The organism is Hyunsoonleella sp. 2307UL5-6 (assembly GCF_047345485.1).
In the GTDB taxonomy this organism is placed as follows: Bacteria; Bacteroidota; Bacteroidia; order Flavobacteriales; family Flavobacteriaceae; genus Jejuia.
On record NZ_JBLFEN010000005.1, the window covers coordinates 158,209 to 173,660 of the forward strand.

13 protein-coding genes and 1 tRNA gene are annotated in these 15,452 nt (G+C 32.2%); 8 read left to right on the forward strand and 6 right to left on the reverse strand.

Translation table 11 applies throughout. The annotated features are described in order from the left end of the window. Positions 1-4: 4 nt before the first annotated feature. The 3 genes from ACKGJY_RS10735 (at position 5) to ACKGJY_RS10745 (ending at position 5,742) form a co-directional block, all read left to right on the forward strand. On the forward strand, positions 5-3,307 hold the full coding sequence (locus ACKGJY_RS10735; RefSeq protein WP_413973889.1) for a VCBS repeat-containing protein: 3,303 nt from the start codon (positions 5-7) through the stop codon (positions 3,305-3,307). Positions 3,308-3,635: 328 nt separating this feature from the next. Further along, positions 3,636-4,943, forward strand: a complete 1,308-nt coding sequence (locus tag ACKGJY_RS10740) for a T9SS type A sorting domain-containing protein (RefSeq protein WP_413973890.1) — start codon at positions 3,636-3,638, stop codon at positions 4,941-4,943. 103 nt (positions 4,944-5,046) lie between these two features. Continuing rightward, positions 5,047-5,742 carry a LysE family translocator gene (locus tag ACKGJY_RS10745; RefSeq protein WP_413973891.1) on the forward strand — a complete coding sequence of 232 codons (696 nt, stop codon included), beginning with the start codon at positions 5,047-5,049 and terminating at the stop codon, positions 5,740-5,742. A 112-nt stretch (positions 5,743-5,854) separates the two neighbouring features. On the opposite strand, the gene ACKGJY_RS10750 is transcribed toward ACKGJY_RS10745, so the two are convergent. Both ACKGJY_RS10750 and folB read right to left on the reverse strand, forming a co-directional pair. Continuing rightward, a tRNA-Cys gene (locus ACKGJY_RS10750) sits at positions 5,855-5,926 on the reverse strand. A gap of 51 nt (positions 5,927-5,977) precedes the next feature. Next, positions 5,978-6,340 carry a dihydroneopterin aldolase gene (gene folB / locus ACKGJY_RS10755; RefSeq protein ID WP_413973892.1) on the reverse strand — a complete coding sequence of 121 codons (363 nt, stop codon included), beginning with the start codon at positions 6,338-6,340 and terminating at the stop codon, positions 5,978-5,980. 97 nt (positions 6,341-6,437) lie between these two features. Between folB and ACKGJY_RS10760 the strand changes: the two genes are divergently transcribed. From ACKGJY_RS10760 to ACKGJY_RS10775, 4 genes are all read left to right on the forward strand, one after another. Then, positions 6,438-8,432 (forward strand): glutamine--tRNA ligase/YqeY domain fusion protein, encoded by a 1,995-nt coding sequence (locus ACKGJY_RS10760; protein ID WP_413973893.1) that lies wholly within the window; start codon positions 6,438-6,440, stop codon positions 8,430-8,432. Positions 8,433-8,514: 82 nt separating this feature from the next. Next, positions 8,515-8,991, forward strand: a complete 477-nt coding sequence (locus ACKGJY_RS10765; protein ID WP_413973894.1) for a DUF1761 domain-containing protein — start codon at positions 8,515-8,517, stop codon at positions 8,989-8,991. Between the two features lie 67 nt (positions 8,992-9,058). After that, positions 9,059-10,210 (forward strand): GNAT family N-acetyltransferase, encoded by a 1,152-nt coding sequence (locus ACKGJY_RS10770; protein ID WP_413973895.1) that lies wholly within the window; start codon positions 9,059-9,061, stop codon positions 10,208-10,210. Between the two features lie 61 nt (positions 10,211-10,271). After that, positions 10,272-10,775 carry a hypothetical protein gene (locus tag ACKGJY_RS10775; protein WP_413973896.1) on the forward strand — a complete coding sequence of 168 codons (504 nt, stop codon included), beginning with the start codon at positions 10,272-10,274 and terminating at the stop codon, positions 10,773-10,775. 52 nt (positions 10,776-10,827) lie between these two features. On the opposite strand, the gene ACKGJY_RS10780 is transcribed toward ACKGJY_RS10775, so the two are convergent. Continuing rightward, positions 10,828-11,757: an SPFH domain-containing protein gene (locus ACKGJY_RS10780; protein ID WP_413973897.1), complete on the reverse strand. Its 930-nt coding sequence runs from the start codon at positions 11,755-11,757 to the stop codon at positions 10,828-10,830. Positions 11,758-11,831: 74 nt separating this feature from the next. Between ACKGJY_RS10780 and ACKGJY_RS10785 the strand changes: the two genes are divergently transcribed. Next, complete coding sequence (locus ACKGJY_RS10785; RefSeq protein WP_413973898.1) at positions 11,832-12,515, forward strand: hypothetical protein; 684 nt, start codon at positions 11,832-11,834, stop codon at positions 12,513-12,515. A 12-nt stretch (positions 12,516-12,527) separates the two neighbouring features. On the opposite strand, the gene ACKGJY_RS10790 is transcribed toward ACKGJY_RS10785, so the two are convergent. The 3 genes from ACKGJY_RS10790 to gltX form a co-directional block, all read right to left on the reverse strand. Beyond that, on the reverse strand, positions 12,528-12,869 hold the full coding sequence (locus tag ACKGJY_RS10790; protein WP_413973899.1) for a hypothetical protein: 342 nt from the start codon (positions 12,867-12,869) through the stop codon (positions 12,528-12,530). A gap of 305 nt (positions 12,870-13,174) precedes the next feature. Then, positions 13,175-13,780: a hypothetical protein gene (locus ACKGJY_RS10795; protein ID WP_413973900.1), complete on the reverse strand. Its 606-nt coding sequence runs from the start codon at positions 13,778-13,780 to the stop codon at positions 13,175-13,177. 10 nt (positions 13,781-13,790) lie between these two features. Next, on the reverse strand, positions 13,791-15,374 hold the full coding sequence (gene gltX, locus ACKGJY_RS10800) for a glutamate--tRNA ligase (protein ID WP_413973901.1): 1,584 nt from the start codon (positions 15,372-15,374) through the stop codon (positions 13,791-13,793). Positions 15,375-15,452: the final 78 nt, after the last annotated feature.

Here is a 15,452-nt window from a genome sequence, read left to right on the forward strand (position 1 = left end):
AAGTATGAACAAGTTAAAAACAATAGTAGTTGTTTGTTTTTCTTTAGTACTGTTTTTAACAGCGTGCGATAGTAATAAGTCCACAAGAAATCTATATCCCGAAACTCTTAACGGCGGATTAGAATTATTAACTAAAGAAGTAACAGGAGTAGATTTTAACAATTCTATAAAAGAATCTACAACACTAAACATGTTTTATTACAGTCAAATTTATAATGGTGCGGGTGTTGCTGTTGGAGACTTAAATAATGATGATTTACCAGATATATTTTTTTGTGGCAATCAAGTAAATGATAGGTTATACCTAAACAGAGGGGATTTTAAATTCGAAGATATTACCAAAACGTCAAAAGCAGCAAAAAATGGAGGCTGGTCTTGGGGCGTAACCATGGCCGATGTTAATAGCGATGGCTATTTAGATATTTATGTGAGCAGAAACGGAGAATCTATAAATTTAGAAGACCGCAAAAATCAACTATACATCAACAATCAAGATTTAACTTTTACAGAATCTGCAATGCAATATGGATTAGCAGACCCAGGTTTTTCCACACAAGCTGTATTTTTTGATATGGATAATGATGGTGATTTAGACATGTATCAAGTTAATCAGCCACCAGATGCAAAACTTTTTAAGCGCTACACCATAGGAGAAGAAACCTATAGGCATTACACCGATAAACTATATAAAAACGAAAACGGTAGATATAGAGATGTTTCAAGAGAAGCTGGTATCGAAATAAGATTAGCGTATGGTTTAGCGGTATGCGCAACTGATTTTAATAACGATGGTTGGACAGATTTATACGTTACTAATGATTATGACGAGCCAGATGTGATGTTGTATAACAATGGCGATGGGACCTTTAAAAATGTAATTGATAAAAATTTAAAACATATTTCTAGATTTAGTATGGGTGCTGATACTGGAGATATAAATAATGATGGATTAATAGATTTAGTAACCTTAGACATGGCAGCAGAAGATCATTATCGTTCTAAAACCAACATGGGATCTATGAGTACCGAAGAGTTTAATGCTATTGTGGATAAAGGCGATCATTATCAGTATATGTTTAATACATTGCAAGTTAATTCTGGACGCTCAGGGTTTTACGATGTAGCTAATATTGCAGGCTTAGGAAAAACAGATTGGAGTTGGGGAGCCTTAATTGTAGATTTAGATAATGATGGATTAAAGGATGTTATGGTATCCAATGGTATTAGAAAAGACGTTAGAAACAACGATTTTGTTGATGCTCTTAATAATGTTGATGTAAATATTTCTGCAAAAGAATTTTTTAACATGACAAATTTAGCACCATCCTCTCCCCTTTCAAATTATGTTTTTAAAAATAAAGGTGAATTACAATTTGAAAAAGTAACTGATGATTGGGGTTTTGAAACACCAAGTTTTTCTAGTGGAATAGCTTATGGCGATTTTGATAATGATGGCGATTTAGACGTTGTTACAAACAATATAGACGCTCCTGCGTTTATTTATAAAAACAATGCTACAGGAAACTTTTTGAAAATAGATTTTGAAGGCTCTGAAAAAAACAGATTTGGTTATGGCGCTAAGGCTATAATTTATCATAACAATTCTAAACAAATTGCTGAAAACACGGTGACTAGAGGTTATTTTTCTTCCGTTACACCAGGACTATTTTTTGGCCTTGGAAATGACGTAACTGTAGATAAAGTTGAGGTACTATGGCCCGATGGCAAAGTAAGTGTCTTTGAAGGCGTAAGCGCAAATACAACGTTAGTTGCTAAACATACAAAGGCTAAAACTATAGATTCAAAACATAATATTACAAAAGGGTTTTTATTAGAAGCTAGCCCTAGTAGCTTAGGCATTAATTTTCAGCATAAAGAAAATAACTTTGATGAATATGTAGATGAAGTGCTATTACCTCATAACGTATCCCAAAATGGGCCTTTTACTACTGTAGGCGATGCAAATGGTGATGGTTTAGAAGACTTTTTTATTGGCGGTGCTGTTGGTCAATCTGGCGTACTATATTTACAAGATAACAATGGTAAATTTCAGATGAGTGACTCTCAACCTTGGGCACAAGACAAATTGTCTGAGGATTTAGGGTGTTTGTTTATTGATGTTGATGGCGATAACGATCAAGATCTTTTTATAGCTAGTGGTGGGAGCGAACACAAACATGGCTCTAAATATTTACAAGATAGATTATACATAAACAAAGGCAACGGTATGTTTGCAAAAGCCATTGGTAAGTTGCCTAACATTAAAGAAAGTTCTCAATGTATTAAAGCTTCTGATATTGATAATGATGGTGATTTAGATCTGTTTGTAGGTACGCGGCTTATTTCAGGAAAATACACACACCCTGCAACCAGTTATCTTTTAATTAACACTAATGGTAGTTTTAAAATTGCTGAAAAAACAATAGCACCAGATCTTAATAGTATTGGTATGGTTACCGATGCTGCCTTTACAGATATTGATAATGATGGTGATGACGACTTAATGCTTGTAGGTGAATGGATGGAAATAAAAGTATTAGAAAATAATAAAGGTAAGTTTTCTGATAACTCTAATAAATTTGGTTTAAACGAAAATTCTAGAGGATTATGGTGGTCATTAACAGCAAGTGATTTGGATAACGACGGTGATGATGATTATATTCTTGGAAATTTAGGTAAAAACAATAAGTTTAAAGCCTCTAAGGCACACCCCTTCAAAGTATATGCTAACGATTTTGATAACAACGGAACTAATGATATTGTTTTAGCAAAGTTTTATAAAGACGATTATGTGCCTATGCGCGGTAGAGAATGTACCAGTCAACAAATGCCGTTTGTAGCTAAAAAATTTAAAGACTATCATAGTTTTGCGTCTTCTAAATTAGAAGAAATTCTACCAGAGAAAAAAGTGGAAAACGCTGTTGTATATCAAATTTCTAGCTTTGAAAGTATTGTATTAATTAACGAATCTGGAGTCCTTAAAAAGAAAGCATTACCTATACAAGCACAAGTATCACCTGTAAAATCATCAATAGTTTTAGATATTAATAATGATGGTTTTAAAGATATTATTTCAGTTGGTAATCATTATGGCGTTGAGGTTGAAACTACACGATATGATGCTGGCTTTGGCGCTGTACTTTTAGGCGATGGTAATAATAATTTTACATACACAGTACCAAAAACAAGTGGTTTTTATGTACCAAATGATTCAAGAAAACTGTCTACATTAAATACAAAAAATAATACAATTATTCTTACTACAATAAATAATAAAGCACCACAAATTTTCAATCTTAGTCAATAGATTTATATAATTAACTATCGTTCATGCTGTTATTGGTCCGCTAGGTATATGTTTATTTATTTCTATAAAAATAGAGACGTTAATCTACCACAACATTACCACAACAAATACCTAAACATATAAATACTAAAGGCTTTTCTATGCACTTAAAAAACAGTGTAGTAATAGTAAACAAAGGGTGTTTTAAGATTTATTAAAAAAAACTATCTTTTTTTTAAGATGTATGTTTTTTGTATGGGGTTAATTTATCAATTCGCTATTATTTAGGCTTAATTTTATAGAACACCACATTTTAATTCTTATAATAATTAACTAAATTTTTAAAAAGATGAAAAAAATTACTTTATTACTCATGCTATTAGTTGCATCCCTTGGGTATTCCCAGGCTACATTACCTATTGATTTTGAAGGTGGATCTCCAACAACATCAGATTTTGTTAGCTTCAATGGAGGAACTGCAAGTGTAATAGCTAATCCACAAAGTAGCGGAGACAATACAAGTGCAACTGTTGCACAATTGGTTAGAGATGGCGGAGAAGTTTGGGCAGGAGCTAAAATAGCCTTGTCTTCTACTTTAGATTTCTCTACAAACGACTCTTTTAGAATGAAAGTTTACACAGCAGCTCCTGTTGGAACTACTGTTGCTTTTAAGATTGAAAATACAGATGGTTCTGTGGCTATTGAATTAGCAGATCAATCTACATCTGTGCAGAATGCATGGGAAACGTTTGAATGGAGTTTTGCAGGAGCAGCCGCAGGAACGTATAATAACATAGTATTTCTTTTCGACCTTGGTAATGTAGGAGATGGTACTGCTGCCTCAACATTTCTTTTTGATGATATAGAGCAGTTTGACGGCTCAGGTGGACTGTCGCAAATTGATTTACCAGTAACTTTTGAAGGCTCAACTACAGACTACACTATGTCTGATTTTGGAGGAAATGTATCAACCTTAGTCGTTGACCCTACTGATGCAGGAAACATGGTAATGCAATCTATAAAAACAAGTGCTGCCGAAACATGGGCAGGAACAACTATTGGAACACCAGCTGGTTTTGCAACGGATATTCCAATTACTGCAACAGATACTAAAATGAATGTGCGCGTATGGTCTCCTGATGCAGGTATACCTATTATGTTAAAAATTGAAACGGCAGGAATTCCAACTCAATCGTGTGAGACACTCACAAGTACAGCAGTTGTTGCGGGATGGAATACTTTAGAATTTGACTTTGCAAATGAAAGACCAGGAACCGCTGCTCTTAATTTAGGTTTCACATTCAATTTGGCATCCATATTTTTCAATTTTGATGTTAGTGGTGCTACAGTTGGTAGCGATAAAACCTATTATTTTGATGACGTGATGTTTGGAGCTGCTGTGCTTAGTACAACAGATTTTAGTAAGTCAACCTATAAAATTTATCCAAATCCAACACAAAATAGCTGGACTATTAAGTCACAAAACCAACCAATTAATTCTATTAATGTGTTTAATGTTTTAGGAAAGCAAGTATTGTCTCTATCGCCTAACACAGATGAGGTAACAATAAACGGCTCGGGATTAAAATCTGGTATTTATTTTGCACAAATTAAAACCTTAACAGGTTTAAATAGTATTAAGTTGATTAAGCAATAATAATTGCTAAGTTTAGTTTGTTTGAAAGAGCGCTTTATTTTAAGCGCTCTTTTTTTGTTTGCGCTTTTATGCTTTACTTTGTAAATAGCTTTCTTCTACGTATATGATTAACGATATAATAGCTGCAATTCCGTTCGGCATTATTTTAGCCTTTACTATTGGTCCAGTGTTTTTTGTACTTCTTGAAACCAGTGCTACCAAAGGTTTTAAATGTGCATTGATTTTTGATTGCGGAGTTATTTTAGCTGATGTTTTATTTATTATAGTTGCATTTTTTAGTACAAATAAACTATTAGAAAAAATAAAAGACGATCCTAATTTTTTAATTTTTGGAGGCGTTCTTTTAATGGTTTATGGCCTTATTTCATTTATAAAAACCTCAAAATCTTTTAGGGAAATTGTTAGAGAATATCATAAAGTTGAAATAAAAAAGGGTTATGGAAAGCTATTTCTAAAAGGGTTTCTTCTAAACTTTATTAATATTGGTGTTTTACTTGGTTGGGTAGCATTTATAGTATTAGGCAATACGTTAGCAGAATCTGAAAATGGTGTAATTGTATTTCTTTCCACAATTCTTATCATTTATTTTCTTGTAGATTTAATTAAGATTGCTATTGCTAAAAAGTTAAAAAATAAGCTAACGCCAAGATTAATTTTTAAAACAAAAAAAATAGTAGCTTTAGTTATTTTTAGCTTTGGCGTACTGCTTTTTATTCAAGGTTTTTTCCCAGAAGAAAAAGAGTTACTTAAGGAAAGGTTTGATAAAATAAACCCAATTAGAGAAAATATTTCTCAATAAATTAAATGGCTTTAAAAATATATATTTATTAAAACATTTTAAAAATTCAAGTTTTGGTGTAATTCAAAATAAAAAAAGCTTTTAGAATTAGTGTCTAAAAGCTTTTTTTGTGAGGCGTCGAGCGGAATCGAACCGCTGTAGCAGGTTTTGCAGACCTGTGCCTAAGCCACTCGGCCACGACGCCATTAATTGAGATGCAAATGTAAAAAATTTTGTGACTATTATTTACAAAAAATCACTTTTTACGCTTTTTAATCATTTTTATAGTTACGCATGCAACATCACCGCCAATAGGAGGGTTTAATTTGCTAATATTTATGGTTGCTTTTTTTACCATATTGTCTTCATCAAATATTCTATCTAAAACACGTTTAGCAACGGTTTCTAAAAGTTTAGAAGGTATAGCCATTTCTTCTCTAATTACCTTATTTAAAAACACATAGTCAACTGTATCTTGTAGCGCGTCACTTTTTGCTGAAATTTGTAAATTAGCTTTTACCTCTATATCTACACGGTAGTCACTTCCTATTTTAGTTTCTTCTTCAAGACAGCCATGATGTGCAAAAATTCTAATATTTTCAACTTTTATAATTCCCATGTAACAGATTTTAAGTCGGTAAAATTACCTAATTTTGTCTATATTTTTATTTAATTAGAAGAGTTTCTATTTTGAAACTTCGAATTGCAACGTATCTATGTCTGAAAAAAGAAAATCACTCAATTTTATAGAGCAAATAATAGAAGATGATTTAGCCAGTGGCATGTCTAAAAACGATTTACGTTTTAGATTTCCTCCCGAGCCTAACGGATATCTACATATTGGCCATACCAAAGCTATAGGTATTAGTTTTGGTTTGGGTGAATATTACAACGCACCAGTAAATTTAAGGTTTGATGATACTAACCCTGCTAAAGAAGAGCAAGAATATGTTGATGCTATTAAGCAAGACATTGCTTGGTTAGGTTACAAATGGGATAAAGTTTTATTTTCATCAGATTATTTTCAACAATTATATGACTGGGCTATAAAACTAATAACCGAAGGTAAAGCTTATGTAGATTCTCAATCTAGCGAAGCTATGGCAATACAAAAGGGTACGCCTACAGAACCTGGTGTAGATGGCCCATATAGAAATAGAACAGTTGAAGAGAATTTAGATTTATTCCAAAAAATGAAGGATGGTGTATTCAACGAAGGCGAGCATATTTTACGTGCTAAAATAAATATGCAACACGTAAATATGTTAATGCGAGATCCTATTATGTATCGTGTGATTAAAAAAGAACATCACAGAACAGGCAATGATTGGTGTATTTACCCTATGTACGATTGGACGCATGGTGAAAGCGATTATTTAGAACAAATTTCACACTCGTTGTGTTCTTTAGAATTTAAACCTCATAGAGAGCTTTATAACTGGTTTTTAGATCAAGTAGTAGACACCGATAAACTAAGACCTAAACAGCGCGAATTTGCACGTTTAAATTTAAGTTATACTATTATGAGTAAGCGTAAGCTACTTAAATTGGTAGAAGACGGTATTGTAAATGGATGGGATGACCCTAGAATGCCAACAATTTCAGGATTAAGACGGCGTGGTTATACACCAGCTGCTTTAAGAAAGTTTGTAGAAACCGTTGGTGTTGCTAAACGTGATAATGTGATAGATGTATCACTTTTAGAGTTTTGTATTAGAGAAGATTTGAATAAAACGGCGCCTAGAGTAATGGCCGTTTTAAACCCTGTAAAACTTGTAATTACTAATTATCCTGAAGATAAAGTAGAGTGGATGGATGCTGAAAATAATCAAGAAGACGACAGTGCAGGTTATAGAAAAGTACCGTTTTCAAGAGAACTATATATCGAAAAAGAAGATTTTAAAGAAGAAGCTAGTAACAAGTTTTTTAGATTAAAACTAGGTGGAGAAGTTCGTTTAAAAAATGCATACATTGTAAAGGCTGAAAGTGTAGTTAAAGCTACAAATGGAGACATTACAGAAATACATTGTACGTATTCTGAAGATACGTCTAAAAAGGTAAAAGGCACATTACACTGGGTATCGATACAACACGCAGTTAAGGCCGAAGTGAGAGAGTACGATAGATTGTTTAATGATGAAGCTCCTGATAGTCATCTAGATAAAGATTTTATGGATTTTATAAATCCTAATTCATTAAAAACAATTGAAGCTTTTATTGAACCTAGTTTAAAAGAAGCTAAAATTGGAGACAGATATCAATTTCAAAGACTAGGGTATTTTAATGTGGATGATGACACAACATCAAACAAGTTAGTATTTAATAAAACGGTTGGTTTAAGAGATACTTGGGCAAAGGTGAAACCAAAAACTAATACGCAAACACAAAAACCACAAAACAATCAACCTAAGCGAAAGCCTATTGACGTTATTAAGCAATTTGGTAAAAAGTATACTAATTTACCTGAAGCTAAACAACAAAAAGTACGTGCAGAAATTTTAGAATTGGCTAAAGACGTAACCTATGAAGAGGTTGAACCATTATTTAATACTGCAGTAAAAAAAGTAGGTACTAGAATTGCTGTTACTTTAATGCTTAATGTATTACTTAAAAATGGATTAAGTCGTAATGAAGTTATTGATGCTTTTCTATTAAAAGCTTCTGAAGATAAAAACGAAATATTAGTAGCTGAAGCAAAAGTTTTACTTTAATTTTTACGCGTTAAAAAAACAAAAAAAGCTGTTCTATTGTATTTTGTTATATTTAAAGCACTAACTATAAATATTTTACATTATGGAATTTAATTTTATTGCAATTCTCGTAGCGGCATTAGTGCCTATGTTACTCGGTTTTTTTTGGTATGGACCACTACTTTTTCAAAATGCTTGGATGAAAGCATCAGGGGTTACAGAAGAAACAATTAAATCTGGAAACATGGCCGTAATTTTTGGAGTATCTTTACTATTGGCTATCTTATTATCGTTTTTTACTCAGTTTTTAGTGGTTCATGAAATGGGTGTTTATGGCATGACGGAAGGCCAATTAGAAGGTGAAACCGCAAAAGCTTTTTTAGCTGAATGGTCTGGTAAATACAGAAGTTTTGGTCATGGTGCCATACATGGTATAATGGCTGGTGTAATGTTTGTATTCCCAATAATTGCTATTATCAATTTATTTGAGCGCAAACCTTGGAAGCTAACTTTTATTAATGCAGGTTACTGGGTTATTGTATTGGCAATAATGGGTGCAATTATTTCTGGATGGGTATAATTTGTAAACTTTTAACATATTTAGAGACTGAGAATTGTAATTTTCAGTCTTTTCTTTTTAACACATATTGATACATTTTAACGTTTACGAAAGTATAGATGATGTTCCAATAACTTGGAATAATTTGGTGAAGCATGATGTGTTGTTACAAACCAAATATTTAAAAGCTTTGGAAGTATCAGCCCCTAATAATATTAGCCTATTTTATATAGGTATATTTAAAAATAATACTTTAATAGGTGTAGCGATTATTCAGCGTGTGCAACTATACCTAAAAGATATGTTTAGGAATACGACAGTATCTTGTTTTAAAACGTTTTTGAGAGATACTATTTCTAAACTGCTTAAAGGCACTATTTTAGTTATTGGAAATTTAACACATACAGGCCAACATGGTATGTATTTTAACCCAGAAGCGATTACTAGAAGAGATTTTTATGCCTATGTTTTTAAAGGCGTATCAGAAATTGAAAAGATTATAAAGCAAACAGAAGGCAAAACTATTCGATTAATTCTTTTAAAGGATTTCTTTAAAGATGATATCATGCACGATGCTATTTTATTTCAAAAGAAAAAATTACATAAAGCCATTGTACAACCTAATATGATTATGGATGTAAGAGATGTTTGGGCTTGTAATGCCGATTATGTAAGCTGCATGAAAAAGAAATATAGAACAAGATATAAGCGCGCCAAAAAGAAACTTAATAACATAGGTTGTAGAGAAATGAGTTTAGATGAAATAGACGCTAATTCTCAATTGCTTCATAAGCTTTATCTTAATGTGTCTAATAACGCAACGTTTAATACATTTATACTTCCCGAAAATCATTTTTACACCTATAAAACCCTCCTGAAGGAAAATTTTAGGGTTTTTGGGTATTATTTAAATGATGAACTTGTTGGCTTTTTCACCCTAATTCTAAATAATAAACAGTTAGAAACTTATTTTTTAGGCTATAAAACTGAGCACCAACACCCAAACCAACTCTATTTAAATATGTTGTACGAAATGGCTAAATTTGGTATAGACCATAATTTTAAAAGTATTGTGTATGCTAGAACAGCTATGGAAATAAAGAGCTCTGTAGGTGCTAAACCAGAAGCTATGGTAATGTATTTAAAACATACAAATACCATTTTAAATGCTATTTTAAAACAGGTTTTTCGTTTTATGAATCCTTCAAAAGATTGGGAAGAGCGGCACCCATTTAGTTAAATGTCAATTTTATTTTAAGTATTGGCTTTTATTTTCGACTTAAATTAGTAAATATTAAATCATGAAACGATTATTTCTTCTTTTAGTGCTAGTTCCTTTTTTTAGTTTTTCTCAGAATATGAATAATGAAACACTACACGATATTTATACTTCGGTAAGTGATTCTATTCAAGGGCAAGCCGGAGGCTGGAAATTTTTTGTTAAAGATGTGCCCATAATGTGTATTACAGATACCAATCATAATAGAATGCGAATTATATCGCCCATAGCAGACTCTAATAGTTTAAATGAAGCATTAATTAAAGCAGCCCTTGTTGCTAACTTTCATACAGCTTTAGATGTAAAATATGCAGTGTCTGACGGTGTGTTATGGTCAGTGTTTATTCATCCACTAAAAGAGTTATCAGAGCATCAAGTTAAGGATGCTGTGAGTCAAGTATATTATGCTAATATCAATTTTGGAACCACATTTAATAGTACCTCTTTAAGTTTTCCTGGAAGCATTAATGCAGAAGCTCAAGAAGAGCAAAAGATAGAAGAGAAGATAGAATTTAAAAAGTCGTAAAAAAACCCCTTAGTGCATCTAAGAGGTTTATTTTAATACTTTAAGAATCGTATTATTTTTCTTTAGGAGGATTTTTTTTAGCATTTTTCATGGCTTCACCAATTTGATTACTTGCTGCAAAACTAGCTACCATATCGTTTAACATATTGCTACCTGCCTGTGGTGCGTTAGGTAATAAAATTAAATTACTATTGGTTTCTTCACCTAGAGATTGTAATGTGTCATAATGTTGTGTTACAACTATTAATGCAGAAGCTTCTTGACTGTTAATACCAACTCTATTAAGCACCTCTACAGACTCTTCTAAACCACGAGCAATTTCACGTCGCTGGTCTGCAATACCTTGCCCTTGTAAACGCTTGCTTTCTGCTTCAGCTTTTGCTTTTTCAACTATTAAAATACGTTGCGCGTCACCTTCAAATTGTGCTGCGGTTTTTTCTCTGTCGGCAGCGTTAATTCTGTTCATAGCTTCTTTTACTTGCGCATCAGGATCTATATCAGTAACTAAGGTTTTAATAATATCATAACCATATTCCATCATGGCGTCATTTAATTCTGCTTTTACAGCTAGCGCAATATCATCTTTCTTTACAAAAACATCATCTAATTTCATCTTTGGAACTTCTGCGCGTACTACATCAAATACATAACTTGTGATTTGATCGTGCGGGTAATCTAATTTGTAAAATGCCTCATATACTTTATCGCGAATTACTTTATATTGAACAGATACTTTTAGACGAACAAATACATCATCTAAGGTTTTTGTTTCGATAATAACATCTAGTTGTTGAATTTTAAGGCTTAATCTTCCTGCAATTCTATCTACAATCGGAATTTTTAGTTGCAGACCAGAATGTCGAATGCTTTGAAATTTACCAAAACGCTCAATAATAGCAGCAGTTTGCTGTTTTACAATAAAAAAGGATGAGATTAAAACGACTAACCCCAAAACGATAAAAGGGATAAAAATAAAATTCATATCTGTGTTTTTTAATGGTTAAAAATATAGGATTACTAATTTACATTATATTTGAGCACCAAACCCTAAATAAGATGAAAATAAATAAGCATGTACTATTAGTAGCATTATTACTGTGTATTGTTACAAAAATTGAAGCACAAAAAGGAAATTACCCTATAAAGAATGGGTTTTCATTTTTTGGAGGTATTACCAAATTTGATATTACCACTGATAATTTTATAACCTCTCAAAGTGATGGTTTTTTAGGTGGTATGAGTGCCACAGTAGATATTCCTTTACGGTGGTATAACATTGGTTTTGGTATGCAACTTTCCGAAAGTAATATTGATATTTTAGGTAGACCAAGTTTAGTAAGTACTGAAAATGAATTTATTAACTACAAGATGTTTGCTGCACAAATTTCCATGTTAATGCATATAAAGGTAATAAAACACCATTTTACTATAGATGTTGGCCCTATGTTACAGTATAATGGTGCGCTTGAGTTTAAAGATAAAGCCCAAGAAGATTATTTTGTAAACAATTATATTAATTTGACTGCCAAAGATATTACACAGATTTCTCAGTTTAATTTTAATGGTGCTGCAGGCGTATCTTTAGGTATTAAAAATTTTAAATTAAGAGGACAATACATTTACGGTTTTACCAATATTTTGAATAAACTTGAAAATGAAAGTTTAGATACTACAGGTGGTGATGCCCGCTTTAAAGGCAATCAGAGTATGTTGGTTTTGGGTGCTATGGTATCATTTTAGTATGGTGATTTGTTATTTTGAATATCCCTTTATTGCTAAGATGAAATAGCCTAAAGCTGTTAGAATTCCTGCAGATCCAAACAATAATCCTACCAAGTAAATATATCCAGAGTTTCCTTGAATTGATTTGATTCCAACAAATAAGAAAATTGCGCTTAATAAGAAATATACTAAACCGGTATTAATCGCTCTTTTTTTTACTTTTGATCTAGAAATAAAGTAAAGCGTTCTTACATCATCTTTGGGTAAATTAAATCTTTTACTCGCTTTTTTGATTGTAAAATTCATTAATTTAAGTTGTAGTATTTCATTTTTTAGAAACTCTTCTAAATCATTCAATTCTTTTTCACTCATTTTTAGTTGATTATAAGTCAATTTTTAATGATATGCGTTATTATTAATTTTCTATAACTGCAATTAAGAAAGTTATTTATAAACTTAAACTGTTTTTTTTGACAAAAACCTTCCGTTATATTTTTTTAGTATCCTATATATCAATAAATGCTTCATTTTGTATTATGCTATAGCTTAGAATTAGTCTTTTTTTTGTGTAGAGGTCGGTTTGTATTTTTGATGCTTCACTAGAAATAGTGAATTTTATAAATTATATATAATATAAGAGAATTTTAATATAACTCATAAAGCTTTCATTAATAATATCAATTTGATTTAATGCAATCATTTCCTTTATTAATTGCCTCTACTATTTCGTCATATTTTATTTTTTTAGTTTTAACTTGTAGTAATAATTTTTTACAATCAGGAAAAACTTTTTTTATTGTTTTTTTAAAGGAGGTTTTATTTATTCTTATAATTTTATTCGCCTCATCTTTAACATAATGGCTTGTTTCCAAGTATGAACCAGTAGACGTAAAAAAACCTGAAGCGTTCGTGTAACCATTAGCCCTGATATAATAAATAGCATATAAGTTAATATCTCCATCAATTAATATCTCAGCTAACCTTCTTACTCTTTTAGTTTTTATCTGATTACCACGACGAGAGATTTTATCAAAAGTTATAACACTGTAGGATCTAGAGCCTGTATTTAATGTACTAATGTCATCTCTATTAATTTTTATTTTTTCACCATCAACCCAAATTTTAATGATTTGACCAGAAGCAACGTTTCCTTGGTATGATGACACAAGTCCTTTTAGCTTTATACCATCAGTTTTAATTATTGTAGCCTCTATTTTTTCTTGGGCATTACTAAAAAGAATGAATAGAAGTGTAACGAAATTAAATAAAAATTTGAGTTTCATATTTGTTTTTTTAAATAACTTCTATTGCGTTACTTATCCGCTTCAAACTCTCCGCTTTCCCAATCAGATACATAATATCAAACACATCAGGTCCTTGAAGTGCTCCAACCAAGGCTAAGCGTAATGGCATCATTACCTTACCAAAACCTATTTCGTTTGATGTTACCCAACCTTTAATGTCGGTTTGAAGGTTTTCTACAGTGAAATTTTCAATGGTATTCACTATTGAAATCACTTCTGTTAGAATCGCTTTTGTACTATCTTTAAACGCCTTTTTTGATGCTTTTTCATCATAAGATATTGGTGCTGTAAAAAAGAAATGACTTAAGTCCCAAAAGTCTGAAATAAAAGTGGCGCGTTCTTTTATTAAACCGATAACTATTTCTACATAATTAACATCTATGTCATTACCAGAAACTTGCGAGGAAGTAATCTCATCCAAAGAGGCAGATTGCTTCGTTTCACTCGCAATGACGTCTAACTTATTATCTACAATAGGTTTAAAAACCTTAGCCAAAGTATCATTATCCTGCTCTTGCATATAATGGTGGTTAAACCATTTGGTTTTATCAGGATCAAATCGTGCACCAGATTTGTTTACTTTATTTAAATCGAAAGCAGCAACTAGCTCTTCTAAACTAAAAATTTCTTGTTCTGTACCAGGATTCCAACCTAAAAAGGCCAAAAAATTTACCATAGCTTCAGGAAAATACCCATCCTCTTTATAGCCGCGAGATATATCATTGGTTTTTGGATCTTTCCATTCTAACGGAAATACGGGGAAGCCCAGTTTATCACCATCACGTTTACTTAACTTGCCTTTACCTGTCGGCTTTAATATCAGCGGTAAATGTGCAAATTCAGGAGCTTGCCAACCAAAAGCGGTGTATAGTTGATAATGCAATGCTAAAGAAGGCAACCACTCTTCACCACGAATAACATGAGAGATTTCCATTAAATGGTCGTCCACAATGTTAGCAAGATGATAGGTGGGCATACCATCACTTTTAAACAACACTTTATCGTCTAAAATATTGGTGTCAATTTTAATATCACCACGAATACTATCTTTAAGATGTAATGTTTCATTCTGTGGAGATTTAAATCGAATAACGTAATCATCACCAGCATCTAATTTCGCCTTAACATCTTCATCAGAAAGTGACAAAGAGTTTTTAAGTTTAAAACGGTTATGCCAATTGTAGATAAAGGTTTTGCCCTTGGCTTCGTGGTCTTTTCTATGAAAATCAAGTTCTTCAGAAGTATCAAAAGCATAGTAGGCGTTTCCTGAATTAATTAACTCATCTGCATATTGCTTATACATGGCTTTACGTTCGCTTTGGCGGTATGGGCCATAGTTTCCTGAGTTTACAGGGCTTTCATCAGCAGGCATGCCACACCAGTTTAAAGCATCAATAATGTACTGTTCCGCACCCTCAACATAGCGATTTTGGTCGGTGTCTTCAATGCGAAGTATAAATGTACCGTTGTGCTTTTTAGCAAACAAATAGTTAAATAAAGCGGTACGAACACCGCCGATGTGTAATGGTCCTGTTGGACTTGGTGCAAAACGCACACGAACGTTTTTGGTCATGTTTTAGTGATGTGTTATTTAAAACTGTGGCAAAGATAGAGGAGTGTTGCATAAAGAGCAAAGATTAGCTTGTAGAAC

What these genes read in the sequence shown, in the direction of transcription:
- gltX (WP_413973901.1), bottom strand. Translation starts at nt 15,374, where the DNA reads ATGACCAAAAACGTTCGTGTGCGTTTTGCACCAAGTCCAACAGGACCA.
- ACKGJY_RS10790 (WP_413973899.1), bottom strand. Translation starts at nt 12,869, where the DNA reads ATGAGTGAAAAAGAATTGAATGATTTAGAAGAGTTTCTAAAAAATGAA.
- ACKGJY_RS10745 (WP_413973891.1), top strand. Translation starts at nt 5,047, where the DNA reads ATGATTAACGATATAATAGCTGCAATTCCGTTCGGCATTATTTTAGCC.
- ACKGJY_RS10740 (WP_413973890.1), top strand. Translation starts at nt 3,636, where the DNA reads ATGAAAAAAATTACTTTATTACTCATGCTATTAGTTGCATCCCTTGGG.
- ACKGJY_RS10795 (WP_413973900.1), bottom strand. Translation starts at nt 13,780, where the DNA reads ATGAAACTCAAATTTTTATTTAATTTCGTTACACTTCTATTCATTCTT.
- ACKGJY_RS10780 (WP_413973897.1), bottom strand. Translation starts at nt 11,757, where the DNA reads ATGAATTTTATTTTTATCCCTTTTATCGTTTTGGGGTTAGTCGTTTTA.
- ACKGJY_RS10785 (WP_413973898.1), top strand. Translation starts at nt 11,832, where the DNA reads ATGAAAATAAATAAGCATGTACTATTAGTAGCATTATTACTGTGTATT.
- ACKGJY_RS10765 (WP_413973894.1), top strand. Translation starts at nt 8,515, where the DNA reads ATGGAATTTAATTTTATTGCAATTCTCGTAGCGGCATTAGTGCCTATG.
- ACKGJY_RS10760 (WP_413973893.1), top strand. Translation starts at nt 6,438, where the DNA reads ATGTCTGAAAAAAGAAAATCACTCAATTTTATAGAGCAAATAATAGAA.
- ACKGJY_RS10735 (WP_413973889.1), top strand. Translation starts at nt 5, where the DNA reads ATGAACAAGTTAAAAACAATAGTAGTTGTTTGTTTTTCTTTAGTACTG.
- ACKGJY_RS10775 (WP_413973896.1), top strand. Translation starts at nt 10,272, where the DNA reads ATGAAACGATTATTTCTTCTTTTAGTGCTAGTTCCTTTTTTTAGTTTT.
- folB (WP_413973892.1), bottom strand. Translation starts at nt 6,340, where the DNA reads ATGGGAATTATAAAAGTTGAAAATATTAGAATTTTTGCACATCATGGC.